At 43.7% G+C, this 24,962-nt stretch carries 22 protein-coding genes and 1 pseudogene; 16 read left to right on the forward strand and 7 right to left on the reverse strand.

The genetic code is table 11. The features are described from left to right. The first annotated feature begins 723 nt into the window (after positions 1 to 723). Positions 724 to 2,403 carry a WD40 domain-containing protein gene (locus EWV66_RS08885; protein WP_287108084.1) on the forward strand — a complete coding sequence of 560 codons (1,680 nt, stop codon included), beginning with the start codon at positions 724 to 726 and terminating at the stop codon, positions 2,401 to 2,403. A gap of 417 nt (positions 2,404 to 2,820) precedes the next feature. On the opposite strand, the gene EWV66_RS08890 is transcribed toward EWV66_RS08885, so the two are convergent. After that, the gene (locus EWV66_RS08890) at positions 2,821 to 4,101 is read right to left on the reverse strand and encodes an HhoA/HhoB/HtrA family serine endopeptidase (protein WP_287108082.1); all 1,281 of its coding nucleotides are present in this window, start codon (positions 4,099 to 4,101) and stop codon (positions 2,821 to 2,823) included. A gap of 480 nt (positions 4,102 to 4,581) precedes the next feature. Between EWV66_RS08890 and EWV66_RS08895 the strand changes: the two are divergent. Beyond that, positions 4,582 to 4,755 (forward strand): annotated as a pseudogene (locus tag EWV66_RS08895) (transposase); the annotation flags it as partial. 185 nt (positions 4,756 to 4,940) lie between these two features. On the opposite strand, the gene frr reads toward EWV66_RS08895, so the two are convergent. Continuing rightward, positions 4,941 to 5,462, reverse strand: a complete 522-nt coding sequence (frr, locus tag EWV66_RS08900) for a ribosome recycling factor (RefSeq protein ID WP_228021067.1) — start codon at positions 5,460 to 5,462, stop codon at positions 4,941 to 4,943. 13 nt (positions 5,463 to 5,475) lie between these two features. After that, a complete protein-coding gene (gene pyrH / locus EWV66_RS08905; RefSeq protein WP_002762234.1) occupies positions 5,476 to 6,198 on the reverse strand; it encodes a UMP kinase in 723 nt (240 codons plus the stop codon). Between the two features lie 205 nt (positions 6,199 to 6,403). On the opposite strand from pyrH, the gene EWV66_RS08910 reads away from it, so the two are divergent. Then, a complete protein-coding gene (locus EWV66_RS08910) occupies positions 6,404 to 6,985 on the forward strand; it encodes a hypothetical protein (RefSeq protein ID WP_052277810.1) in 582 nt (193 codons plus the stop codon). Here the strand turns inward: EWV66_RS08910 and aroQ are convergent, their stop codons facing one another. Together aroQ and EWV66_RS08920 are read right to left on the reverse strand one after the other, a co-directional pair. Next, positions 6,986 to 7,441, reverse strand: coding sequence for a type II 3-dehydroquinate dehydratase (aroQ, locus tag EWV66_RS08915; RefSeq protein ID WP_002781649.1), 456 nt, complete (start codon positions 7,439 to 7,441; stop codon positions 6,986 to 6,988). Between the two features lie 41 nt (positions 7,442 to 7,482). After that, positions 7,483 to 7,926: a hypothetical protein gene (locus tag EWV66_RS08920; RefSeq protein ID WP_052277811.1), complete on the reverse strand. Its 444-nt coding sequence runs from the start codon at positions 7,924 to 7,926 to the stop codon at positions 7,483 to 7,485. A 192-nt stretch (positions 7,927 to 8,118) separates the two neighbouring features. On the opposite strand from EWV66_RS08920, the gene EWV66_RS08925 reads away from it, so the two are divergent. Beyond that, a complete protein-coding gene (locus EWV66_RS08925; RefSeq protein ID WP_185237897.1) occupies positions 8,119 to 9,501 on the forward strand; it encodes an aromatic ring-hydroxylating dioxygenase subunit alpha in 1,383 nt (460 codons plus the stop codon). Positions 9,502 to 9,523: 22 nt separating this feature from the next. Here EWV66_RS08925 and EWV66_RS08930 read toward each other — a convergent pair whose 3' ends face one another. Then, positions 9,524 to 11,647 (reverse strand): serine/threonine-protein kinase, encoded by a 2,124-nt coding sequence (locus tag EWV66_RS08930; RefSeq protein ID WP_287108086.1) that lies wholly within the window; start codon positions 11,645 to 11,647, stop codon positions 9,524 to 9,526. A 208-nt stretch (positions 11,648 to 11,855) separates the two neighbouring features. Here EWV66_RS08930 and EWV66_RS08935 point away from each other — a divergent pair, with 208 nt between their 5' ends. Together EWV66_RS08935 and EWV66_RS08940 are read left to right on the forward strand one after the other, a co-directional pair. Further along, complete coding sequence (locus tag EWV66_RS08935; protein WP_287108080.1) at positions 11,856 to 12,524, forward strand: hypothetical protein; 669 nt, start codon at positions 11,856 to 11,858, stop codon at positions 12,522 to 12,524. A gap of 285 nt (positions 12,525 to 12,809) precedes the next feature. After that, on the forward strand, positions 12,810 to 13,979 hold the full coding sequence (locus EWV66_RS08940) for an HhoA/HhoB/HtrA family serine endopeptidase (RefSeq protein WP_287108078.1): 1,170 nt from the start codon (positions 12,810 to 12,812) through the stop codon (positions 13,977 to 13,979). A gap of 68 nt (positions 13,980 to 14,047) precedes the next feature. On the opposite strand, the gene EWV66_RS08945 is transcribed toward EWV66_RS08940, so the two are convergent. Beyond that, positions 14,048 to 14,911 (reverse strand): WYL domain-containing protein, encoded by an 864-nt coding sequence (locus EWV66_RS08945; RefSeq protein ID WP_287108076.1) that lies wholly within the window; start codon positions 14,909 to 14,911, stop codon positions 14,048 to 14,050. A gap of 99 nt (positions 14,912 to 15,010) precedes the next feature. Here EWV66_RS08945 and cas3 point away from each other — a divergent pair, with 99 nt between their 5' ends. The 10 genes from cas3 to cas5d all read left to right on the forward strand — a co-directional run bounded on the left by cas3 (position 15,011) and on the right by cas5d (position 24,957). Next, positions 15,011 to 17,176 (forward strand): type I-D CRISPR-associated helicase Cas3', encoded by a 2,166-nt coding sequence (cas3, locus tag EWV66_RS08950; protein ID WP_052277818.1) that lies wholly within the window; start codon positions 15,011 to 15,013, stop codon positions 17,174 to 17,176. Between the two features lie 46 nt (positions 17,177 to 17,222). Continuing rightward, positions 17,223 to 17,465, forward strand: a complete 243-nt coding sequence (locus EWV66_RS08955; RefSeq protein ID WP_052277819.1) for a hypothetical protein — start codon at positions 17,223 to 17,225, stop codon at positions 17,463 to 17,465. 395 nt (positions 17,466 to 17,860) lie between these two features. Further along, positions 17,861 to 18,097, forward strand: coding sequence for a hypothetical protein (locus tag EWV66_RS08960; protein ID WP_130756402.1), 237 nt, complete (start codon positions 17,861 to 17,863; stop codon positions 18,095 to 18,097). 123 nt (positions 18,098 to 18,220) lie between these two features. Beyond that, positions 18,221 to 18,646, forward strand: coding sequence for a type VII toxin-antitoxin system MntA family adenylyltransferase antitoxin (gene mntA / locus EWV66_RS08965; protein WP_287108073.1), 426 nt, complete (start codon positions 18,221 to 18,223; stop codon positions 18,644 to 18,646). A 41-nt stretch (positions 18,647 to 18,687) separates the two neighbouring features. Further along, entirely contained in the window at positions 18,688 to 19,086 is a 399-nt protein-coding gene (gene hepT / locus EWV66_RS08970) for a type VII toxin-antitoxin system HepT family RNase toxin (RefSeq protein WP_002791882.1), read from the forward strand. Next, positions 19,079 to 19,537 carry a type VII toxin-antitoxin system MntA family adenylyltransferase antitoxin gene (gene mntA / locus EWV66_RS08975; RefSeq protein ID WP_287108071.1) on the forward strand — a complete coding sequence of 153 codons (459 nt, stop codon included), beginning with the start codon at positions 19,079 to 19,081 and terminating at the stop codon, positions 19,535 to 19,537. The genes hepT and mntA (EWV66_RS08975) overlap by 8 nt, the downstream gene beginning before the upstream one ends. 85 nt (positions 19,538 to 19,622) lie before the next feature. Beyond that, positions 19,623 to 19,766 carry a HepT-like ribonuclease domain-containing protein gene (locus EWV66_RS08980; protein WP_002742887.1) on the forward strand — a complete coding sequence of 48 codons (144 nt, stop codon included), beginning with the start codon at positions 19,623 to 19,625 and terminating at the stop codon, positions 19,764 to 19,766. Further along, on the forward strand, positions 19,759 to 23,202 hold the full coding sequence (cas10d, locus tag EWV66_RS08985; RefSeq protein ID WP_287108068.1) for a type I-D CRISPR-associated protein Cas10d/Csc3: 3,444 nt from the start codon (positions 19,759 to 19,761) through the stop codon (positions 23,200 to 23,202). The genes EWV66_RS08980 and cas10d overlap by 8 nt, the downstream gene beginning before the upstream one ends. Positions 23,203 to 23,219: 17 nt before the next feature. After that, positions 23,220 to 24,227, forward strand: a complete 1,008-nt coding sequence (cas7d, locus tag EWV66_RS08990; protein ID WP_287108067.1) for a type I-D CRISPR-associated protein Cas7/Csc2 — start codon at positions 23,220 to 23,222, stop codon at positions 24,225 to 24,227. A 55-nt stretch (positions 24,228 to 24,282) separates the two neighbouring features. Then, positions 24,283 to 24,957, forward strand: a complete 675-nt coding sequence (cas5d, locus tag EWV66_RS08995; protein ID WP_287108065.1) for a type I-D CRISPR-associated protein Cas5/Csc1 — start codon at positions 24,283 to 24,285, stop codon at positions 24,955 to 24,957. Positions 24,958 to 24,962 lie beyond the last annotated feature (5 nt).

Consider the following 24,962-nt stretch of genomic DNA (forward strand, 5'->3'; position numbering starts at 1 on the left):
CTGTGTAAGACAGTACATGGTTTTTTAACTGTGGTATGCGACGGTGGTGGAAGCAGAAACTTAAATCGTGAGGTTTAGGAATCGCCGCACTTTTAGGGCGGCGAGGATGTCAAATTCTGTCTGATCTTCTCACTTCCCCTCCCGACCACCGACTCCTAACCCCACCAACAAACTTATTCAGCAAGTCCTAATTATTGATTGCCTCGGTTTGAATGGCCACCTATCAACAATCTATCTCCATACCACAATTTAGCCATTTTGTCAAAAAAAATTTGACTTTGCAACAAAACTACACAAAAATTAGATCAACGTTGTTCGGAAAAAAAGGGAGAATTGGCGGAACTGTTTGGTTTTGCCCAAGGGAAAAGTCTAGATTTAGCAAGGGTTTTAAGACAATCCAGATCATTAAAACCCTAAAAATTACAATAAAAGCCATCATAGCATAATGCAAAATTATACCAGAATCGCTGGAAGTATTGTAACCTCGTAAATAAATAAAAATTATTCTCAATAAATTCTTAAGTAAAAATAAATATTACCGATTGTAAATTTAAATATTTTTAAGTATTGAGAGTATTTATATATAAAATACTTATCATTTTGCCCTGATTGTCTCTGACTTTTCCCTCCCCAGAGTAATTTTGGGGAGTCAGTCGTCGATACCAAACTAGGCTACACTCTATAGGAGAAACCCGATGACTAAATTGATTATTTCGCAAAAATATGGCTAAAAAGCTCGATTTTGTTATTCCCGCCGTCGGTGGAGTCACAGGAGCCAATTTATCTGCTTGTCTAGGAAATATTGGCTTAGTCGGCGGATTTGGCGGTATAAGCGTCGGTTTAGTGGGAATGACGGGGATTGGCATCCTGACAAGTTCGGCAATTTATGCCAGTCTGCAAGGACTAGAAACAAAGGATCACAATGTCGGGTTAGCTTTGGGGACAGGAAGCCTTGGCGGAATCGGTATCTACTCTACCTTTGGGGGTGTGGGAGTTGCGGTTAAAGGTACAGCTTTCGGTGTTGGTGTCGGTTCTATGGCGATCGCTGGCGGCCTAGTCGGGTTAGGAATCTACGGAGTGATGAAAATGTTATCTCCCACCTACTCCGACGATAATTTTTATAGGAATCTAGAATTTTTTGATCGCATTACTAGAGAGTACGAAGAAGCTTTATTTTGGCAAGAAGTTACGGGGAAATATGAAAATCTAGAGGCAGAATTACAGCGACTGTTAGAAGAAGTATCTGTTCAGGAAAATCAACAGTTAGATTCTACAGAAATTACTATTCCAGAGCGTTTATCTTGGCAGTGTTTCCAAACTCTTAAAGGTCATCAGGAAAATATTGGGGCGATCGATATTAGCTCTGATGGTAAAATTATCGCTAGTGCGGGAGAAGATCAAACCATAAAACTTTGGCAGCGAGAAACGGGTAAATTAATTTATTCCTTTGCGGGAGTTAATGAACCGATCCAAACTTTGGCTATAAGTCCTAATGGTAAATCGATTATTGCTGGTGGATTGGATGGCAGAATTAGTCAGTGGCAATTAGACACTAAGCAGTATAAAAGTAGTTTTTTCGCTCGTGTAAATGCTCCCGATAGTCACGATGGTGTAATTTTACAATTAGCTTTTGCTGCTAATGAAAGATTTATTGTTAGTGCTAGTAATGACAAAACTCTGCGAATCTGGGGTTATCAGACAGGAGAATTAAAGCGAACTTTAATCGGTCATGAGGAGGCAGTTAATACCTGTGCCATTAGTCCCGATAGCCAAATTATTGCTAGTGGTAGTGATGATAAAACTATTAAATTATGGCGATTTGATCATAGTTATGCTTATCAAACTTTTAGCGGTGACAGGGCAGCCGTTAACAGTTTAGCTTTTAGTAATGATGGTCAATATCTAGTTAGTGGCGGTAGTGATAAAACGATTAAAATCTGGGATATAAAGACAGGAGAAATTATTAAAAGTTGGCAGGCACACGAGCAGGCAATTATCAGTATTGCTATTAATCCTCATCGCCATCTAATTGCTAGTGCTTCCCGAACAGAAATTAAAATTTGGCAAGGACAAACAGGAGAATTAATTAAAATTTTACGGGGAACTGCTCCCTTAAAATTTAGTCCTGACGGTCAATTTTTAATGACAGGTAGTTATGGAGGTAAGGTAAAAATATGGTCAGAAATTTTGGGGGAATTAGAAATATTACCCTACGATTACGAGGATTGGTGGGAAGTTTTAGAAGTTTCTAAGAATGCTAGTTTTTCAGAAGTTAAACAAAGATATTATCAGCTTGCTCGTCAGTATCACCCCGATCACAATTATTCCACCATGGCGATTAAAATTATGCAAAAAGTTAATCGAGCTTACGAGCAGTTTTTATTTTCTATCTCGCAACAGTAAAAGTGTGAGGGTAGGGTAAGTATTTAACTATCTTTCGATTCTCCCTTACTTATGGTGATATATAATTAAATTGAAGATAAATTTTGTCTTTGATCCCCCCTGCCCCCCTTGATAAGGGGGGTGTCGATCCCCCCTGCCCCCCTTGATAAGGGGGGTGTCGATCCCCCCTTAATTCCCCCTTGATAAGAGAGGTGTCGATCCCCCCTGCCCCCCTTGATAAGGGGGGTGCCGATAGGCGGGGGGATCTCCCTTGATAAGGGGGGTATCTGATAATTTTTAACACCTACCTACTTATCTCACCATTAAGATAACTGCTATAATTATTCGCTTCAAGAGCCAAAAGTAAAACCAGAAATATAGAGAGCTTACTAACAAGCTCTCTATAAAGTTTAGGTCTTTTACCACTTATCTTCCAGACTAGGATCTGTTAGCAGTATTCAAGCTACCAACTTGAATATTCAGATTAATTTTTTGTCCTCCCCGGCTAATTTCTATGGGCAAATTATCGCCGATTTGAGTGTTAGCAACAATTTCCTGAACCGCATCGGGATCGGTGACATTCTTACCACCTACAGACTTTAACACATCACCCGATCGCAATCCTGCTTCTGCGGCAGGAGAATCTCTCATCACTCGCACTAACAAGACACCAGAATCATCGGGGACATTCCAATTATCAGCCATGGGACTATCGGCTAATTGTTCTTTTACCTCTGGAGTTAACTGCACCATTTGAACACCGAGATAGGGATGTTCCACCTTACCCGTGGCGATTAATTGTTCAGCGATTTTTTGGGCAGTTTTAATCGGAATAGCAAAACCTAAACCCTGGGCATTTTGAATGATAGCAGTGTTAACTCCGATGACTTCTCCCCGAGCATTTAACAAAGGTCCGCCGGAATTTCCGGGGTTAATTGCCGCATCGGTTTGCAGGAAATCCACCCGTTTATCACTAGCACCAATTTGGGAGCCATTGCGTTCCTTGGCACTAATAATCCCCGTGGTGACAGTGTTATCTAATCCCAAAGGATTACCGATAGCGATCGCCCATTCTCCCACCTGTAAACTATCAGAATTACCTAATTTAACCGTGGGTAAATTGCTCGTTTCTACCTGTACCACTGCCACATCAGTTAAAGGATCACTACCTAAAACTTTACCATCAATGGTGCGACCATCTTTGAGGGTGACAGTCACCTTATCTGCTCCCTCGACAACGTGAGCATTGGTGATAATTTTACCGTCATTACTGATAATAAACCCGGAACCTGTACCCCTTTGAACTTGTTTTTCTCCTCGCTCTGGTATTTGAGAACCGAAGAAGCGACGGAAAACAGGATCGTTAGCAAATTCCGAAAAATCACCGCCTCCATTGACTTCCCTAGAAGCATTAATTCTCACCACCGCCGGCCCCACTTCTTGCACCACAGAAGCGACAAAATTGGTAGGAATAACCAAAGACGAGGGAGCGGCTGCCGCTGCTGTGGAGGGGCGAGGATTATTGGTAGCGGTGGCAATATTTTGGGCTAATTCTAGAGGATTTTGACTGTAGGCATAGGTGGCACCGATACCTAACCCAGCACCCAAAACCAGTAAAGAGGAATAGGCAAAAAGTTTTTTCATCGCAGAAGATTTGGAGCGTTTGGGATTGCCTTCGTTGCTCGGGGAAATATTATCGTTAAAAATATTGTGAGTCATAGTTTTTACTGTTTAACCATTTTGAGAAGGGAATAAAAGTCAGTCCTAATAATCGTGGGTGTGAGAGGAGTGTTTCGGAAAACGGCTGAGGACTGACTATCTCTAATTTAGGCAGGGGATATGAACTTACTGTGACGCAGACATGAAGTTTTGATTGCAAGGTCATTATCCTAGTGGATAGACAGGTAGAAAGATAGAGAAAAAGGTCAATGATAGATTTTTCCTGGTTATTAAACCCAGGGTAAGAGCATCTCAATTAGGCTTGACAAAAGGCTCTCAGCACAGCAATCATATATAGCGTTTTTCAGTCTGCTGAGGTACAAAAGTTATGGGTTTTAGGCACTCATGCAAGAGGCAAAAGGCAAAAGGGAAGAAAAATAGGTGTACCTCACTAGCTTAGGAAACGCTATAGTTATTCTAAGTACGGGACAAAAAGCTTGAAAAGTAGAGAGAAAAGGGGTTTCATAGAAAGTAGAAACAACATCCCGAAACTGGTTTGGAGAAATCATTAGTTATTTCGAGCAAAGGACAACGAATGGGGTGGTCGAGGGAATCAATAATAAACTTAAACTAATAAAACGGAGAGGCTATGGCTTGAGAAACTTTCGGAATTTTTGGGTTAGAAGTATGTTATCTTGGCATCTTGTCTGTTGATTTAGCATAAAGAGTAACGAAGAGCCGAAAAAGTCCCTAAATTTCCCCCCCAATCACTCCAAGGGTCGGCGCTTTTTGAGGGAAAAAAAGTCTAAAAATATTATCCAACAAGGTTTTTAGATTTATTCAGCACCCCCTAAATAGAACAGACAAAAAGCCTGTTCTATCCATGAGGAGAAAAAAACTTAAACGGTCATGATATCTTTTTCTTTTGTCGTTAACAAATCCTCGATTTTGGCGATAAATTTATCGGTGGATTTCTGCACTTGATCCTGTAAATCCCTGGATTCATCCTCAGAAATTTCGTGACCTTTTTCCCGTTTACGGATAGCATCGATCGCATCCCGGCGAATATTGCGGATAGCCACCTTTCCTTCTTCGGCCAATTTCGCCGCTAATTTGACCAATTCCTTGCGGCGATCGCTAGTGAGGGGAGGGATATTCAAACGAATGGTCTGACCGTCATTACTGGGGGTTAAACCCACGTCCGAGAGAGAAATCGCCTTTTCGATCGCCCCCATACTGGTACGATCAAAGGGTTGAATGGCGATCGTGGTCGCGTCGGGAGTGCTAATGGTCGCTAGGGACTTGAGGGGAGTTTCCATGCCATAATACTCCACCACGATCCGATCTAAAAGAGAAGCATTTGCCCGGCCGGTACGAATCGTATTAAAAGCTCTCTGGGTTGATTCGACGGTTTTCTGCATCTGGTCTTGAACTTCAGCTAACTTCACAGAATCCTCCTACCAATGTTCCAACGGGTTCACCTTTGACAGCGCGAACAATATTACCTGTCACCGACAGATCGAAAACGACTATCGGGATATTATTTTCCTTGCACAGAGCGATCGCAGTTCCGTCCATCACCCGCAGATCATGAGTCAGCACATGACCGTAGGTAAGACTTTGAAAGCGTCGCGCGTTAGGGTTATGGGAGGGATCGGAATCATAAACTCCATCCACTTTCGTCGCTTTAAACACCACTTCCGCGTCGATTTCGGCAGCGCGCAGGGCCGCCGTGGTATCGGTGGTAAAGAAAGGATTACCCGATCCCGCACCAAAAACCACTACCCGACCTTTTTCCAGATGACGGATTGCTCGCCGGCGGATGTAGGGTTCAGCTAATTCCTGCATGGCAATCGCCGTTAATACCCTAGTCGGTACTTGCGCTCGTTCTAGGGCATCCTGCAAGGTCATAGCGTTCATGACTGTTGCTATCATACCAATATAATCGGCCGTGGCCCGATCCATGCCGGCCGAGGCGGCTTTCACCCCCCGAAAAATATTGCCCCCACCGACCACGATCGCCAATTGGATGCCTTGGTCAACCACTTCGGAGATTTCCTGAGCGATAGCGGAAACCACCATCGGGTCGATCCCATAGCCGAGATTGCCCATTAGGGCCTCCCCACTCAGTTTTAATAATACCCGCTTGTACGCCATGCCCTTACTACCACTCGCTAAAACAAGATCTAGATAATTTTTGTCTCCCCATAAGATAGCAGGTTTTGGCCTTGATTTAAGCTGACCAGTTCACTCTCCCCTGGGGCCGACAAGTTAAGATTAATAAATCTTTTCCTTGGGGAATTTGTATTTAGTGATACCTTTGTTATTAAAAGGAGCTTAGTTTTATAGAGAATTAATAACCGTGGTCAGCGATCGATTACTATTGGTCAACAAAAGCAATCAAGGGGCTGCTAACATCGATACCTTTGATTGGGTGTATGGGTTTCAGGATGGAACTCGTCTGATGGGAAAGGTTTGCGGTTACTTAGATCCCGATAGTAATCGTCTTCTCGATCCCGAAAACTGCAGCGCTATCTACCAGAATGCCCAGGGACAAGTCCTTAGTCGTTGGCAAGCTGGAGATTTTATCGCTTTTGAACTAACCACCACCGGGGAAAATCTCCTGCTCGTGGCTTCTAATGATAATTGTGTCAGTAATAGTCTCTGTTTGGTTTCGGGCATTAGTCGCAGCTGCGCCCAAGTTAGCGATGAAGGAAAATCCCTCGTCCGGGAGGTTTTTCAATACCCGGCTTGGTCTTTGCAGGGCGATCATAGCATTTCTAAGCCGGCTTTCAGTTGGAATTGTTCCGTATCTCCCTTTTTCCCCTTTGTTTCCCTGCGTTTTAATCTTCAGTCCACCAGCAGCAAAAAATTCTATCGTTGGACGGTTTCCCCCTATTTTCCCTTTTGTCCCCTCTTAGAAGTGGGAGAATCCCTTGCCTAATTAGCCTTCTCTATTCTTTTGCAAATAATCGACTAATGCCCATAATCCTAGGCGATAACTTTCGGCCCCAAAACCGCTAATCTGTCCGATGGCTATATCGGCAATGTAGGAATGATGACGAAAAGACTCGCGTTTGTAAATATTGCTTAAGTGTACTTCCACACAGGCCATTTTTGTGCCTAATAGTGCGTCGCGGATGGCGATACTGGTGTGAGTATAAGCTCCCGCATTAATCAAAATACCGTGCTGCTGACCCCATGCTTGCTGAATCCAGTCCACTAATTGCCCTTCCTGATTGGACTGATGCGCGGTTAAATTCACCCCTAAACGGGTAGCTTCTTCGCTTAAAAACTGGTTAATCGTCTCTAAATTAACGTTACCGTAGAGATTCGGCTCTCTTTTCCCCAATAGGTTTAAATTCGGCCCGTGTAGAACCAGAATGCTTAGTTTATTCACAAATGTCCTCCCTATCACCACGAGAATTAATCTTATCTCGATCAGGGACTATTGCCGATCAACAAAATTTTTGCCGCTACGGTAATCACTGCACCAATAGTAGCACTGAGCGCACCGACAATGATCGGCAGAATGAGACCTCGGAATCCCTGGAGGTCGGAAATAGCTTTAATCATGGTAGCCTGTTCACTTTCCACCTTTTCGAGTCGTTTATCCATCCCTCCGACTTTCTCGGTTAAAGCAACCAATCCTATCGATTTAACTTGTTCATTTTCCACCTTTTCGAGTCGTTTATCCATCCCTACGACTTTCTCGGTTAAAGTAGCTAATCCTATCTCTACTTTATTTAATCTTTCATCGATTCTGTCAAAGCGCTCATCAATCTTGTCAAATTTTTGATTAACGTCCCTTTGTAGATTGTCTATTTTTCCCTCGATCCTGGTCAGAATAGTTTCTAGGGAATAAGTGACGGTTTCTCCTGACATCCTGGTAAACTCCCCTTAGTTTTATCTTGATCCTCCTCCCATTCTCGCTTTATCCATGGGAGACTACCCTTTATTATCACCCCAAAATATAGTGCCAGTGTTTGTTTCCCCAGCAGATACCGGCATCTGTCCCCTTTTGTCGATTAAATTTGTTAGATTTTGGAGGAGAAATGTTAACTTATTTTAAAATTTATGCTGAGCAGCACTGCTACCTATCCCATCGGGGGAACAGATATCGATCGCTTTGATTGTCGTCAAGTTTGGTATCCTATCTACTACGTCAAAGATTTAGACAAAAAGCAGCCCCAACGCTTTACCCTACTAGAAGAGGATTTAGTGATTTGGTGGGACAAAAATCAGCAAGAATGGCGAGTTTTCGAGGATAAATGTCCCCATCGTCTCGCTCCTCTCTCAGAAGGTCGTCTTAACGAAAGCGGACATCTAGAATGTCCCTATCACGGTTGGTCTTTTTCCGGGGGAGGAAACTGTGAATTTATTCCCCAACAACCGGAAAACAGTCAAGCTAACACCTCTCGACGCGCTTGTGTGCGGTCTTTTCCCACGGCTATCCGTCAGGGATTATTATTCGTTTATGCGGGTAATCCCGAAAATGCTCCCCTGACTGCGATTCCAATTATTGAACCCATGGAGGAGGATGGTGATGCTTGGATTTGTTTGGATACCTTTCGAGATCTACCCTACTCGGCCGTCACTTTAATCGAAAATATTATCGATTCTAGTCATGTTCCCTATACCCATCATCTCACCATCGGTAATCGGGCCAATGCCGCTCCTATGGAATTAGAAATTATCGAGTCCAATCGTCAGGGATTTAAGGGAATTTGGCCCGAAGGACCGCGTAAAGGTCAATTAGGTCAGCAATACAGCAATTTTATCGCCCCCGGATTAATTTACCACGATCTCACCTCGGAAAAGTTCGGACGGACTTTAACCGTAGTCTATGCAACTCCCATCCGTCAGGGAGAATGTCGTCTCTTTGCTCGTTTTCCCTTTAAATTTAACTCTAAACTGCCGAAATTCTTCATTAAGCTTACCCCCACTTGGTATTCCCACATCAATCAAAACGCTATTCTCGAAGATGATCAGATTTTTCTCTACTATCAAGAGCGTTATCTGCAAGCTCAGGGAGGTAGTCAGAATTTTAGTCAAGCTTGTTATCTCCCTACCAAAGCGGATTTATTGGTGTTTGAGTATCGCAATTGGGTTAATCAATACCAAGCTGATCCTTTCGCCGGTCAACCTTTTCCCCCCCTACAATCAAAAGAGATTCTCCTCGAACGCTATCACTCCCATACCAAAAATTGTGCTGTTTGTCAAGGGGCTTTAAAAAATATTAATCGTCTCCAGGGGTTAACATTAGCGATCGCTATTGTTCTTGGTCTATCTTTACCAGTTTTAGCTCTAATTTTCGCTCAATCGGCCCTTGTTCCCGTGACAGTGCTGACAGTATTAACTGCAATTATGGTGGCAGTTTATTGGCGCTTGGGAGAACTGAAAAAACAGTTTTATCAAGGACGGGAATTATTGCCGAGAAATACCGGTAAAAAGCGATAAAGCTGCCGAAAAAGAGCGGAAGTTAGGGAACCTGTTCCTCACTATCGACTTTGGGGGTTTGGTTTTGGGAAGATTGCTGAAGTTCTTGCCAGCGAGTTTCTGCCAGTTGTTTTTGTGCCTGCACTTCTCGGTCATTGGAACGATAACGAAGGGATTCTTGATAAGCTTGAATCGCTCGCTCGTATTGACCGAGTTTAAACCAACTATTGCCTAAACTTTTCCAGGTTTCGGGGTTATCTTTTTGTCTTTGAATCGCCTGTTGATAGGCATTTATAGCTTGGTAATTGTCGCCTAAACGATACCAAGCGTTACCGATACCGATAAAAACTTCGGCTTTTTGGGAAGAAATGCGGCGAGCTTTTTCGTAGGATGCGATCGCTTCTTGAAATCTTTCCATTTGATGAAGTAATGCCCCTTGATGTAACCAGGCTTGATAATAATTAGAATTGGCTTTAGTTGCTTGAGTAAATGCCTCCAAAGCTTCTGGTTTGCGGCCTAATTTTTGCAGAATAATCCCTTGACTATAGTGAGCTTGGGAAAATTGGGGATTAAATTGTCCAGCTTTGCTATAACTTTCTAAAGCCTCATTAATTTTATTTAATTGATACAAACTATTACCTTTTTGATACCAAATTAAGGCATTATCCGATTCGATCGCTAGAGCCTGATCGTAGGCTTTAACTGCCCCTTCATAATCCTCAAGATTTTGTAATGACCAGCCTTTTTTATACCAGGTTTTGGCATCATTTTGCTGAAAAGTTAACAATTTGTCAAGAGCTTTTTGGGCGGCGGAATATTGTTGCAGTTCTAGATAGATATCGGCCTTACCTTGCCAAGCTTGACTAGCGGCAGGATTAAGAGATAAGACCCGCTCAAAACTTTCCAAAGCCTCTTGATTTTTGCCTAACTTATCTAAAGCTTGCCCGCGACCGAGCCAAGCTGGCCAAGCGGAATCTGGGTTAATTTGAATAGCTTTTTCGTAGATAATTAAAGCTTCCGAGTATCTTTGTAAAGCTAATAAAGCATCAGCTTTTCCTTGGAATGCCTCAAGATAATCGGGATTAATTTTTAAGGCTTGATCATAGTAATTGAGGGCATCGGTATAGCGTTTGAGTTGATAAAAAGTCTGACCTTGTTGATAGTAACGAAGAGAATTACGAGAATTTTTCCAATAGTCAAAACCCAGATAAGAACCTGCTATTAAGCCAATTGTCCCACAGACAGATAAGATTTTTTTTAACCAAGATTTCCCTTGACGAGCAACTTGATCTTGAGATTTCACCACCTGGGTAGTTTTCGGAGCGAGATGATGAATTTTCCCTAATTTTCTCAGATCGATTAATGCTTCACTGGCGCTGGTATAACGCTGACGAAAATCATAGCGGATCATGCGCTCGATAACATAACTAAACTCGGCGCTAGTCATGGCCAAATGTTGCCAGAGAATTTCTCCCGTGCGAGCATCCAGTGGAATCTCTTCGGTATCTTTACCGGTTAAAGCTTGTAATCCAATAATACCAGTGGCATAGATATCGCTACTAAAACGCGGATAACCTTGGGCCTGTTCACTGGGGAAATAACCAGGGGTACCAATAGCGATGGTAGAAACGGTTTTACCTTCTTTAACCACTTGAGTGCTAATTTGTTTGACAGCACCAAAATCAATTAAAACCAATTGATGATCTTGGCTGCGACGAATAAGATTGAAGGGATTAACATCGCGATGGATCACCTGTTTCTGATGGACAAATTCGAGAATCGAGAGAATTTCTGTTAATAAAGCCACCACTTTCCCTTCATCTTGCCTATAGACACCGGCAGTAATTTCTGTGGCTAAATCTTCCCCTTCAATGTATTCTTGCACGAGGAAAAATTGCCCATTTTCCTCAAAATAAGCAAATAAACGGGGAATATGGCGATGAATGCCCAATTCTTGCAGGATTTTCGCCTCGTTTTCAAAGAGTCGTCTAGCGATGGCTACAGTTTCGGCATCCTGGCACTGGGGTTTAAATTGTTTGATCACACAACGATTTTGATTGGGTAACTGGCGATCGCAGGACAAGAAAGTCTGTCCGAATCCCCCTTTTCCCAATTGACGGATAATTTGGTAGCGATGACTAAGGATTTTTCCGGCAGCGAGTTCCATAGACGATGGCAATCTAGGGTTTTTTACTATTCTAGGCTTTTCGGCTCTCTTTTGCGGTCGATGGACAAAATGGGGAAATTCTGCCATTCTACTTTTTTCCCTATAGAGAGGGAAAAAATTCCCTGTTGAGGGGACTGACATGACAGACAGAAAAAAATAATCTAGAAACAGAGAAAGTTCACTGTTGTTTTTTGAGAGGATAACCGCTATGTCTATCAATTCTGTTACTAGAGCCAGCACAGCCTTACTGATTACCCTGCTCATGGGTTCCATGTCCGGTACTTTTCCCGTCCTCGCTCAAAGTAATATTAATCGGCAAAGTCTCATCGCTCAACAAATCTCGATTCCAGCCGGAACAGTTATCCCTTTGAATTACGAGAAAGCCGATAAAATTTTAGTTTCTAAAAGTGATGTTATTCCTCTGACTTTAACCGTAGCCAGAGATATTCGTAACCGCAATGGGATTGTGGTGATTGCAGCGGGAAGTGAAGTCAAGGGTACTTTAGAAGCAGCCGGCCGAGGTGTGCGGTTTATTGCCGATGAAATTCGCCTTGATGGGGGCAATCGCACTATTCCCCTCAATGCCACTTCGCGATTAATTACTACCACTGAAACCGTGCGTAAAGGGGCAAAAACTCAAGATATCTTAGCGGGAACCGTCGCCGGTGCGGGGGCAGCCACAGCGATCGCTACTCTTACAGGCGATCGCAAGATCGAAGTTCTCGATGTCTTAGCGGGGGCAGCCGTGGGAACTCTTGCAGGATGGGGTTTACCGACGGCGGGAATTGTCGGTGGTAGTTCCGTGCAGTTATACTCTGTTAACCCCGATCGAGATTTAAATATTACCCTGCAATCGCCCCTAGTGATTAGAGATTAGTTAGGGTCTGCTGGCGGACTTGGTGTCAACTCATTGGTTTAAGCTGCCCGCGCCTTTAAATTGCTTGTTGAGACGAGACGAGACAAGAGACAAGAGACAAGACCCCCCAACTCTACCCGACATCGGGGGGGCAAGGGGTGGCAAGGGGGGGTCAGCTAATCTAAGGATAGGCGGTTAAGATGCGTCTTAGTTTAATCGGAGCGATCGATTTGTTAGATTTTTAATAGTCGGTCTGTGAACCGATAGACAGAAACAGTTAAAACATCAGAATTCAGAGATCAAAGTATGAAACTTCCTACAGGGTTACGGCGAACTATTACCCATGCTTTGGCAACTTTTCTGGGATTTATGCTCGGTTTTAGCAGTTTAGCGGCGGTAAATGCTCAAAATCTGCCCACTGCTGCCACCGATCTGGCCAGAATTCCCCCGGAGATGACGGCGGAAAGTTTTGTCGCTAAGGCAGTGGCCCGCACGGGTGCGGCGGTGGTGCGAATTGACACCGAAGCGATCATTACTCGTCCCAATAGCCCCTTTTTTGATGATCCTTTTTTTCAGGAGTTTTTTGGGGAACAGTTTCGTCTTCCCACCCAACAGCGAGTGGCTGGCCAGGGATCGGGTTTTATTATCGATGGCAGTGGTTTAATCTTAACTAATGCCCATGTGGTCGATAATGCCGATAAGGTAACGGTAACTTTAAAAGATGGTCGTAGCTTCAAGGGGGAAGTACGCGGTACTGATGAGATCACTGATTTAGCCGTGGTGAAAATTAATCCCCAAGGGGAAAAATTACCTGTAGCCGTCCTCGGCAATTCCTCATCTATACAAGTGGGGGACTGGGCGATCGCAGTAGGCAATCCCGTCGGTCTAGATAATACGGTAACTTTAGGAATTATTAGCACGATCGGGCGCTCGGCGGCTAAGGCGGGTATTCCCGATAAACGCATTGATTTTATTCAAACCGATGCCGCTATTAACCCGGGCAATTCCGGCGGTCCTTTACTCAACGCCCAAGGAGAAGTCATCGGCATCAATACGGCGATTCGTGCTGATGCCATGGGGATCGGTTTTGCCATTCCCATCGACCGGGCCAAGCAGTTACAAGCGACCCTAGAATCAGGTCAAAAGGTGGCCCATCCCTATATCGGTGTGCAGATGGTTAATCTAACTCCCGATTTAGCCCGGGCGAATAATCAAAACCCCAATTCTCCCCTGATCGTGCCGGAAGTGTCGGGAATTTTGGTGGTGAAAGTCCTACCCAATACCCCCGCCGAAAAAGCTGGGATCCGTCGCGGGGATGTGATTGTTAAAGCTAATAATCAACCGGTTAGCGATGGCGGTGAGTTACAGGAAATGGTGGAAAAAACCGGGATCGGTCAATCTTTACCCCTAAGAATCAGAAGGGGTGAAAGGGCGATCGATCTCACCGTAATCACCGCCCAAATGTCAAATCAGTAATCGGCAGTCAGTGATCAGTTATCAGATGTGAGTTTTCATGCCTTGATTGAGCAGCGACGAAAATCTTTTCAGGACTCGTAGCGCCGATAAAGCCGCTGCAACTTGTCATAGAAACGCTTGCGGACTTTTTCCGGGGAGATCAGCAAGCAATCTTCTCCGTAGGGGAGAATTTCGCGGAAAAACCAGAAGCTACTCGTTACCTGTCGGGTAATCTGCCGGACGAGGGGATCGTTCGAGATCAATTCGTTGGCGATATCGATAGCGGTTTTAGTCCGGTACGATCGAGCTAATCCATCGAATAGCTGAAACTCGGCCGACAGACTATCAAGCTGATTGCGCCATTTGCCCCTAGGGATCGGGGTAATTAAGGAATCGTTGGGGATTCGATCGATCCGTAAACTCCAATTATGGTTTAGTTCGGAAATATCTTGATTTCCCTCGGTTTCCTCGCACCAACAATCGAGATATAAGCGATCCTCGTGACGATTGATAGCGGCATGGTAAAGATGGAATTCCCAGATTCGATCGCCGGCATCCTGATAGGATAACTGAAACGGTTGTTGTCGGAGAATGCAGCGATCGAGTTCTAACCGCCATGGTGGGGGAGGATTGTCGAGGCGGCCTTCTAGCTCTTTCCGTAAGGGTCCCGACAGTTCGCTCCGTTCTAATAGTAGTTTAGTTAGTTCTAGGGCGATGGGGATTTGTCCAGCATCGATGAGAGAATCGATCGCCTGTTGGAGCATCTGCAAGCGCTCGGGCTTCCAGTCGTGATTAAGAGCGATTTTAAGCTTATTACGGGCAATTTCTTTGATTAACTTCGATATATTCGGTTTATCTCCCCAAAATAGCCCGAATTCACTGGCAAGGATTTCTAGGGCCTGTTTTTCTTTTTCACTGACCGATAAAGTGATCGATTGTCCTATCCGGCTCATAGTTTATAAATATACGGACACTTTTTCTGTTAAGGTACTTGTCCATCCCTATTATCGTGGTTATTATGGAAGATAGCAAGGAGTTACGGACAGAAATTCATGGTAAATTATCAAGTAACGCTCAGGCCAGTCTATTCCTGTCCCGCAGACGAGATACCAGACGGGATCAAGGTTCCGCAAGGATGGCGGTTATCGTGGCATCAGGTGGAGACGTGGAAAGCACTCAACGATCCCAATGTCGAGGTAATCATCAATTCGGCCATGACGGGGGACGGGAAAAGTCTAGCGGCCTACCTGCGAACTTTGCAAGGATATTTCCCGATTATGGGACTCTACCCAACCAACGAACTAGCGCGGGATCAGCGGGGTCAGATCGAGGCATATATTCAACGATTTCAACCAACGGATCAACCCCGGGTCAATCTTTTAACCGGGCCCGAGTTGGAATTGTACGCCGAACGGGATGGGAAAACGAAAGCGATCGCTCTAGAGACTCGATCGAAACAGTCGGAAATTCTCTTAACTAACCCCGATATTTTCCATTATCTGCATCGGGGGGCCTATTTAACCCCCTACGATAACCCCGATCAGCTATGGAACCGGATCGATAAACATTTCGATCTCTTCCTATTCGATGAATTTCACGTTTTCGGCACGCCACAGGTCGCCAGTATTATCAATACCATGCTTCTAATCCGACGGGCCAATCGTGGGAAACGATACCTGTTTTTGTCCGCAACTCCCGACGAGGGTTTACTAAAACGATTGGATAAAGCGGGGTTTCGCTATCGATCGATCGACCCAGTAAGAGAAGGAAAATACCGGTTTCCCGATACCCCAGAAGAGGCCAATTCCCTCGCTCAACAGGGATGGCGACAAGTAACCTCGGAAATCGAGCTATCTTTTATTCCCTTACCGTCGAGTTTTCAAACTTCGGAAAATTGGTTGAAAGAAAATAAAGAGCGAATTTTAGACTATTTTAAGCGATACCCCGGCAGCAAGGGCGCGATTATTCTCAATTCGATCGCTTCGGTTAAACGTCTGCTGCCGATTTTCCGAGAATTATTGGCGACTATCGGTTTAACAGTGGGGGAAAATACGGGTCTTTCGGGAACGCGGGAGAAGTTGGCATCGTTAAATCGTGATCTGGTGATCGGAACGAGTACCATCGATGTGGGGGTGGACTTCAAGATTAATTTCCTCATTTTCGAGTCGTCGGATGCGGGAAATTTTATTCAACGTTTCGGCCGTTTAGGCCGTCACAGCGGCTACGATCGAAAGGGAACGGCGGTAAAATTTACTAACTTCACAGCGATCGCTCTGGTTCCGAAATTTTTCCTAGAACGGTTATTCGAGAAGAAAGACGCACCGTTACAAGTCGGGGAACGGTATGACCGAATTCAGCTACAGGAGGCCATCAAGAGTAACTACCGTCATATCAATAATTTCGAGGGTTATTACCAACGTTGGGGAGCGGTACAATCATTTCAACTCTGGTGGAATTTAGGTAGTCCGAAGATCAAATCCCAATACGGGGAAAGTCGCCAGAAGTTTCAACAGGAATGCGAGGAGGTTTTCGATACCAGTTTAAAACGGGTCGCCGGTCGGGTGAAAGGATGGGCCGACGAATGGAAGGAGTTATCGGGGAAAAGCGGTAATCCGATTTTCGAGGATGCGTCTAGTTTTCGCGGGTCGAGTCCGTTATTATGCGGGTTATACGATTCGACGGAACTGGAGGAATGCGATCGCTTTAAAACCTACGATTTACCCAGTATTCTCGGTAATCTAGAGGTGGAGGTGTGGAGAAAAGGCGAGTTTAAGCGCCAGATCGAGGCCACGAAAACACCGATCGCGCGCAGACGTTTCGATTATTGTCTCGCGTTTCTGAATTTAAAGGGATATCGAGAGGAACGGTTAAACTGGCGCTTTACCTACGACGGCGATTTAGGCGAGATCGCCTCCGCGTGGAAAGTACAGGTTTTGACGGGAATCGGTGTTTGGCAACCGGATAATCCTTGGCTCGATCGAATTAGTCGGGAGTTACGGGATCTGGCTCTGGTTAGCTTCGTTCTTGCCTATCCCGTCGCTGCAGTTCGCCAACGCTTACAACTGCCGATGCACTTCGGTATTTATCCGATTAGTGACGAGAGTAGTCTTCATTCTCCCCTGTCACCCTATTCTATAGCGATCGGTCAAGCGGCTTTGTTGTTGGATACTCTCGCTCATCGGTTCAAAGGTCAAGGAGGTGAGGTGTGGATCTGTTGAGTGTGCTTGAGGTCACTAAACAACACTTATCGGGAGATCGATAACCATGAATAATCCTAATGCTCGTTCCCACGAGGAACCGATAGACTCGCTCATAATATATAAAAAACGAACGGATATTAGTAATCTCGACCCGGAAGAACGAGATTATCTTGAATCTTACGAACGCGGGGAATGGATTTCCGATTTGACCCCCGAACGAGTTAAGGAATTGCAGGCCTACGCACGAGTGACATTGGAGGAACGAGAAAAAGAAAGGGAAAGTAAAAAAGAGATTATCGATCCCTAATAGGGTTTATCGAGACATAACCAAGAAAAGCGCGCGCGAGTACGATTACAGTACATATTTTCAATCCCTAATAGGAAATTCAAGATCGACAGTGCGCTATGTCTCTAGTAACCTATCATAACCCTAAATGCAGTCTATGTCCTGTAATCGTCAGAAACACTTGCACATCAGAGCGATTCAAGTGTATTATAAAACAGTGAGGTAATCTCACATTATTCGGAATAGCGCTCGGGACTACGAGTACAGAACTGCAATCCTCGCCCTCTAAGTTTAATCAACAAGGACGGCTTGGTGATCATCTTCTATCTCTATATCCTTGAGTTTTCGCTCCGATCTAGCAGGCGGGACTCTCCCGTCTCTCCCGTGTTCACAATTCTTTTCTCTAAGGAGGAAAAATGACTAAAAAAACGGATCAACAGGCTGAATTCCATCAGCTTTCACTACCCTTATACTTGGGCCAACCTTTTATGGATGTAAAAAAGAAAGTTCGCAATCATGAGGCGAGAATAGAGCTAGACAAAATTCAATCTAGTGGACTTAATCTACAACGGCTAATTAATTCAGGTTCTATTCAATCATCCGAAGCTCGCCTACAAATTCGGGGTTTTCTAAAAGTTTTGGGAATTGAGTAAAATCTAAAATTCGGACAAAACTAATCAGTGACTTATCACAGTAATGCTAGGAACTCTTGAAGTTTATTTAAAGAGTTGATAGAGTTCCTTTTTCTAAAAATCAGCAAAAGGTTTATGATGCTTATGAATAAAGATGAGTGGCAAAAGCGAATAGCTAAAATTCCTCAAGCGATGCAAGATTTAAAACTATTAATTCTCTTCGGTTCTAGAGCGCGTAGAGAGCATAGACCTGATAGCGATTGGGATTTCGCTGTTTTATACGAGGAAAGAAGCGCTCAAAAGGATATTTCGAGTCTATTGAAAATTTATACACTACTCGAACAAGCTTTAGAGATTCCCGAGGACAAAATTGATGTGGTTGATTTAAAAGAATGTTCGCCGATCCTCGCTCATTATGTCGCACGGGATGGTCAACTTCTATACGAACGGGAAACGGGACTATTCGAGGGATTTAAAGAAAAATTTCTCATGAATCCTGAAGAATCGAAAGCGTTATACCGTCAATTGCGGAATAATCTGGAGATTTCTCTACGAGAAAAAGGAGTGTAAATGCTATTCAACCTCTGATTGCGATAGACGAATTAAACCTCATGAATCAATACCTCGCCGAACTTAGCGAGTACGGTTCGATCACCTTAGAGGATTATCGTACATTAAGAGAACGTCAATTAGCCATAGAAAGGTTAATTCAGCTTATCGTTCAAACTGGCATCGATATCAATTACCAGATTTTAAAATGTTTAGATATCGAGTCTCCGAATAATGCTCGCGACGCATTATTTCAAATCGTAGAACTGGGAATCTTAGAAGAACACCTAGCCGTTCAACTGGCCGAGTCTATTAAATTAAGAAACTTACTCGTACACTTATACAAGAAAATTGATCCCGATATTGTTCATTCCTCGATCGCTAATATTTTACGAGATTATCCTCGCTACCAACGCTCGATCGTTCAATATCTAGATTCCTTGGAGGCAGAAAATGGTTAAAAATACGAAAGAATTGAAAATTATCAATACAATCAATAGAATAACCACGACTGTGGAAAAAATACCGAATTTAAAACTATTAATTCTCTTCGGTTCTAGAGCGCGCAGAGAGCATAAACCTGATAGCGATTGGGATTTGGCAATTTCATACGATGAAGCAAACAGACAAACACATATTAAGGAAATCAGTAATGATTACTTAACTTCTCTCTCTATCTTGAGTGAATTGTTTGAGATAAACCGTGATTTGATCGATCTAATTGAACTCGATCGCTGTTCTCCATTAATGAAGTATCAAGTCGCACGAGATGGAAAACTTATCTATGAAAAAAATACGGGAGACTTTTTAAAATTTCGTGTACGCGCTTGGAAAGAGTACGCCGATACCGCTAAATTCCGAAAGATTCAAAAAGACAGTATCGATCTTTGGCTCAAACAATGGGGGTTTTAAACGATGGAAAGGGAGATAGTCACCGTTAGAATTCGTTTGATGATCAAATATCTTAATCGATTACGGGGGGGCGAAATCATCAGGAATGGGAAATCGTTTAGTGCATCAATACGAGGCGATCGATAATGAACTTGTTTTTAAGGCGATTCCGATCGCTTTATCTCAATTTCCGCTTTATCTCAAACAAATTACCGACTATTTAGACTCTCTAGAGGTGAAAGATGCCTAAAAAACAAAAAAAATTAGAGGAAACGGGACAGTTAAATCTATTCGATAACACTACAGAAATTGACGATGAAGATCTGGATTTTGAGTTCGAGGATATTGATTTAGAATCTCTTGTTTCCGAAGATTTGGGGATTACTGAATCAGTAAGCGATCGCCGAGTCGAAACCGTTCGCCAACTGCTAACCCTAAAACTCCTACGGGAGGCGATTCGAGCGGAAAACCCCGACGATCGAGTTATGGCAGATTTTGCCGAAATGGTATTACCCAATTTACTCCGATTAGCGATCGGTGTCACGGCAAAAGGAGGAAATTTCTTCGAGAAAATCGATCGCCGTCGGGAATTAGAGGGAAAAAGCAAAGTTCGACGGGATAATGCAGGAGATCAATCTCTCAATACTCATTTACTTAATGGATTATTTCCCGCCAATCTCATCGAAAAACGACTAGAAAAACTCAATACTACCGTTCGACGGGTAGTAAAGGAATGCGAGCGCAGGTTGGCGATCGCTGGGTTTATTCTCCACGATTTCGAGAAATTCCGCTACTCGCTTTTTCCCGGGATGCCGGCGAAATATATCGAGATTAACGAGGACTTCGATCGAGATATCCGCAAACTATCACGAGAGGAACATCGAGAGATTTTTCAAGTATTGGTTCCCGAATTAGGATTAGATCGCTTTTTATTTTCCGATCAACCAGAAAAATGGACTGAATATCTTGATGATTTGATATACATCGCTAAAAATGCCCAGCGTCGGAATGATACTGATCGAAATACCTCGGAAGATGGGTTAAATACTCGCTTAAACAATAGCGCTCTCGAAAGTTTAACCGATCTTGCCTGTCTAGCCGATCGCCTCGCATCCATTATTAAACACCCCCACGATGCGGAAAAAGCCTCGTTACAAGACCTTTTATACAGCCTCAGCGATGGGGAACTAAAATTCACTTACCACAGTATCGCCGAAAACCGCGGGGTACTAACGAACGTACTTAATAACGCGGTGATGGAAGCACATCAAGAACTAGACTATCAGCCTTTACTTTACCTGCCTACGGGAGTTGTCTATATCGCCCCCAAAAACGCGCCAGAAGTGTCCCTAGAAACCTTACCGAATCGAGTGGTGGACACGATTAAATCCCTCTGTAGCGGCGAATTACAGCGTAAACAAACGGGATTCGGTAGAGATGGCAAGGGGATGAAATACGCAGATTACTACAGCCAATTTTTCGACGATGCCGGGTTAATGCGCGCTGCCCTCAACGCCACCCTTCGCATCCTCGGTGATAATAAAGCGTCCGTGGCCCGAAGTCGCGGCGAAAACCTGATTAAATTTCAACAACAGGGCGTTTTACCGACGGATTACGATTTTCATTGTGAAGATGATATCCGGATTGATCGCCTAGCGGAATTCGGGGACGTGGTGACGCGGAAAATCTGGGGCGATCGCCTGGAAAAAATCGAACAGGCGCGAAAATTGCAGAAAAACTTACCCGCACCGCCGGATTTAGATTTAATTAGCGAGATCGCGCATTATTGGAATCTAGAAAATTATCTGCCACAAATCCGAGCGATCAAGTGTATTAATGAATCTTTAAAAAAACTCAAACTGAAAGGCAATACGGGAGGGGTTCCCTACGAATGGTATTATCTAGCGGCGCGATACCTGAAACAGCATCCCGGAATCGAGGATATTAGACCGGTTGCAGAAGATTTAATCGCTTTTCTCGCCGCAAAAATCGCCGCCATAGTTGCGGGATATAACTTACCCGATGGTTGGGAGGATTTGCGAGAGTGGGTTAATCAAGTGGTGCAGTTACCCGGTCGGGAATTGGCACACTCGATCGAAACCTTCCAGAAAGAATTAAACCACTACAACGCCGCTAAAAAACAAGGTCGCGGCCGTCAACTTCTCTGTTCGATCTCCCATTCTCCCTATAGTGTCAGCGAACAGATGGAATCGGCGGTTCTTTTCACTCCCCAAGTCTATACTAATAAACAAATGCTGGCAGGCTCGAACGCCAAACGAAATATTTCCAGTATCGCGGGAACGGAAATGATGTTGCGTCAGATTCTTATGAATCAAACCCAAGCGGTAGGAAAACGTTTCGAGGAGGGCAAATATCGCTATCTGTACTTTTACCCGACCTATTATTTTACTCCCGAAACCAATAGTTTTTTACAAAAAGCCTACGCTAACATCGCTCAAACTCGTTTTGATAGCTCGATAAAGTTGCACTTTGTTGATAAGAATCTGGTCGCTAACTTCGATCGAACCCGTTATCAGAGTGTCGATAGTTTCCTGATCAATGAAAAATTAAGGCAGAAAAAGGAAACAATTAACGAGGAGGAAGATGGCAAAAAAGACCGCACTTTTAAACTATCCTATCCCGAAGATAAACCCCTAACCTTTTATTTTATGGCCCTACCTCCGGGCCGCGATCCCACCGATACGGAATCCTGGGTTATGCCGGCATGGTTAGGATTAGCTTTCCCGATGATTCTAGATGTCAAAACGGTGGTTTCTGAGTCTCCTATCCCTCCCTATCGCGACGGTGCGGAATTTGAAGAGACGGTATTTCTCGACAGTGCGCCCCAAGCGATCCGGTCCTTAACTCGACGCGATCGATTCCGTCTCGATCGAGTCTTGAACGAGTGGGAAGATAATGACGGAAAAAAATATTCCGCCCCCTTAAATACCCTAACCGCAGCCTATTCTATTCATTTAGACGTGAACTCGAAGCAGGGTAAGACGGGTTATGATCCCAATTGGGGCAAATTAACGGAACTCGCTATCAATTTAGAAACCAGTCCTCTCTATGTTTTTCATTACCTTAAACAGTGGAAACGGGGCAAAGATGCCGATATACCGAGCGCTAATCGAATCGCTCTGTATCTCTACGATTTTTATCCTTGTTTCGATCCCTATGTACAAGCCAACCGAACCAATTTAACTATTGATATGACAGCACAATCGCCCTTAAATCATCCTAAAAAATTAACCGAATTGTATCGTCAATTCTATCGAGCTAATAAACGATATAATCCGAAAGCGAACGCAGTTTTAAAACCAATCGATGTGGCCGCCGATACGATTCTCAAAGGAGGAATGTATCAGGGAGAAGCCCTAGTTTTGGTAGTAGCGGCGGAAGTGGCCAGCTTAATGAATCGGGTTCATGCTTCTACAGCAGAAGGTCGCTGGATTCTATCCGATCGAGAACAGGAAAGACAGAAAATATTGTCTTTTGCTCGTTATTTTGTGATCGATGTGTTCGAGGGTTCTTTTAAGGGCGATCGAGCGCGTCTAGCTGGCAGACAATTAAACCTCCTTCGCAATACCTGCGAATTTCTTTACCGTCTCGAACAGGACAGAGAAAATCAAGAGTTAAAAGCCCAGGGTCAAACTGTGGATGAAGATTCTGAAAACAATAATTAATTCAAGGAGTACCTACCATGTCTTTACTGAAAACCCTCGATCCTAAATTCTTTCATGGCGAGATTCCCTACAAACCGATGGGAAAATACGTTCACTTTTTGACTATTCGAGTCACAGAATCTTATCCTTTATTTCAAACAGATGGAGACCTAAATAAAGCTCGTGTTCGTGCGGGAATTGATAGCAAAAAAACGATTAGTCGTTTATCGATGTTTAAACGTAAGCAATCAACTCCAGAACGCCTAGTCGGTCGAGAATTACTCCGAAACTACAAATTAATTACCGCCGAAGAATGTGAGTACAATGTAAAATTTGCCATGAATAACGCCGACTGTATTATTTATGGTTTTGCCATCGGTGATTCGGGTTCAGAAAAATCGAAAGTAGTAGTAGATACGGCTTTTTCGATCACACCCTTTGATGAATCCCATGAAAGTTTTACTTTAAACGCTCCCTACGAGAACGGTACTATGGCATCGAAGGGAGAAAATAACACAAAAGTAGGTGAAGTGACTAGCCGAATTAACCAACAAGATCACATCCGTCCGCAGGTGTTTTTCCCTAGTATTGTCACGCTCAAAGATCCGACAGAAGCAAGTTTTCTCTACGTTTTTAATAACATCCTGCGTACCCGTCACTACGGCGCGCAAACTACCCGGACGGGACGGGTAAGAAATGAGCTTATCGGTGTTATTTTTGCCGATGGGGAAATTGTTAGTAATTTGCGCTGGACACAGGCAATATATGATCGCCTTCCCGATGAAGTATTACACTCGATCGATCCCTTAGACGAGGATTTAGTTATGGAAAAAGCCACCGAAGCAATACAAGCATTAATGGCGGAAGAATTTATCGTTCATACCGATTTTATTGGGGAAAATTTTCAACCTTTATTAACCGAGGTGAAAACTCTCACGGGTACGGAAGCAGGAATTTTATCGATCTTGAACCAAGCGGATAAAGAAGCGAAAGACTACGCTAAGAAACATATCGCCGAGAAAAAACCAGCCGCTAAAAAACCGTAAATTTCAGTAGGGTGAGTAATTTCTCACCCTAGATCCTCGCAATTTTTAAAGAGTTATGGTACATATTTATTCCTGTCAATTAGAACTGCACGATAATCTTTATTACGCAACCCGTGAAATCGGCAGACTCTACGAAAGCGAACCCGTAATTCATAATTACGCGCTCTGTTATGCTTTGGGATTGGTAAATAGCGATAGTTATCGTTACTTCTGTTCCGAACAGATTCCACAGTACCAAGAACATTTAAATCCTCTTAACGAAGAGAAAATTTATGTCACTCCCGCACGGGCGATCGCTCATACGGCGGTTCTCAATACTTGGAAATATGCCAATAATAACTATCATGTGGAGATGGAAAAAACCCAGAAAAATATTCCCAGTTTTGGCAGGGCAAAAGAAATCGCTCCCGAAAGTGTTTTTGAATGTTTTATCATTTCCCATCACCCCCTACAACTTCCTAAATGGATTCGTTTGGGAAAATGGATGAGTAAAGCGGAAGTAAAACTGACAGAACTTTCCCTATCAAAACAAAAAGAGGATTTATTTATCTATCCCTATCCTTTAAATCCTCTCGATGTTATGTTTACCCATCAGGTGATTGGCTACGACGTGATTAATATGCCTCCCGTTAGTTTAATCCGTAATGTACGAATGCGCGGGGAATATTACCAAATAAGCGATCGCCCTGATCTCAAAATTCCCGCTCGATTGTCCTATCGCTTCGGTTGAAAATT

It is taken from the genome of Microcystis sp. M_OC_Ca_00000000_C217Col, assembly GCF_007095585.1.
Lineage (GTDB): Bacteria > Cyanobacteriota > Cyanobacteriia > Cyanobacteriales > Microcystaceae > Microcystis > Microcystis panniformis.

Coding starts and splice junctions, on each gene's coding strand:
- EWV66_RS08960 (WP_130756402.1), top strand. CDS start 17,861: ATGACTAAAAAAACGGATCAACAGGCTGAATTCCATCAGCTTTCACTA.
- EWV66_RS08930 (WP_287108086.1), bottom strand. CDS start 11,647: ATGGAACTCGCTGCCGGAAAAATCCTTAGTCATCGCTACCAAATTATC.
- EWV66_RS08955 (WP_052277819.1), top strand. CDS start 17,223: ATGAATAATCCTAATGCTCGTTCCCACGAGGAACCGATAGACTCGCTC.
- cas3 (WP_052277818.1), top strand. CDS start 15,011: ATGGTAAATTATCAAGTAACGCTCAGGCCAGTCTATTCCTGTCCCGCA.
- cas10d (WP_287108068.1), top strand. CDS start 19,759: ATGCCTAAAAAACAAAAAAAATTAGAGGAAACGGGACAGTTAAATCTA.
- mntA (WP_287108073.1), top strand. CDS start 18,221: ATGAATAAAGATGAGTGGCAAAAGCGAATAGCTAAAATTCCTCAAGCG.
- mntA (WP_287108071.1), top strand. CDS start 19,079: ATGGTTAAAAATACGAAAGAATTGAAAATTATCAATACAATCAATAGA.
- hepT (WP_002791882.1), top strand. CDS start 18,688: ATGAATCAATACCTCGCCGAACTTAGCGAGTACGGTTCGATCACCTTA.
- EWV66_RS08890 (WP_287108082.1), bottom strand. CDS start 4,101: ATGACTCACAATATTTTTAACGATAATATTTCCCCGAGCAACGAAGGC.
- EWV66_RS08925 (WP_185237897.1), top strand. CDS start 8,119: ATGCTGAGCAGCACTGCTACCTATCCCATCGGGGGAACAGATATCGAT.
- EWV66_RS08980 (WP_002742887.1), top strand. CDS start 19,623: ATGGGAAATCGTTTAGTGCATCAATACGAGGCGATCGATAATGAACTT.
- EWV66_RS08935 (WP_287108080.1), top strand. CDS start 11,856: ATGTCTATCAATTCTGTTACTAGAGCCAGCACAGCCTTACTGATTACC.
- pyrH (WP_002762234.1), bottom strand. CDS start 6,198: ATGGCGTACAAGCGGGTATTATTAAAACTGAGTGGGGAGGCCCTAATG.
- cas7d (WP_287108067.1), top strand. CDS start 23,220: ATGTCTTTACTGAAAACCCTCGATCCTAAATTCTTTCATGGCGAGATT.
- EWV66_RS08920 (WP_052277811.1), bottom strand. CDS start 7,926: ATGTCAGGAGAAACCGTCACTTATTCCCTAGAAACTATTCTGACCAGG.
- EWV66_RS08945 (WP_287108076.1), bottom strand. CDS start 14,911: ATGAGCCGGATAGGACAATCGATCACTTTATCGGTCAGTGAAAAAGAA.
- EWV66_RS08885 (WP_287108084.1), top strand. CDS start 724: ATGGCTAAAAAGCTCGATTTTGTTATTCCCGCCGTCGGTGGAGTCACA.
- cas5d (WP_287108065.1), top strand. CDS start 24,283: ATGGTACATATTTATTCCTGTCAATTAGAACTGCACGATAATCTTTAT.
- frr (WP_228021067.1), bottom strand. CDS start 5,462: ATGCAGAAAACCGTCGAATCAACCCAGAGAGCTTTTAATACGATTCGT.
- EWV66_RS08940 (WP_287108078.1), top strand. CDS start 12,810: ATGAAACTTCCTACAGGGTTACGGCGAACTATTACCCATGCTTTGGCA.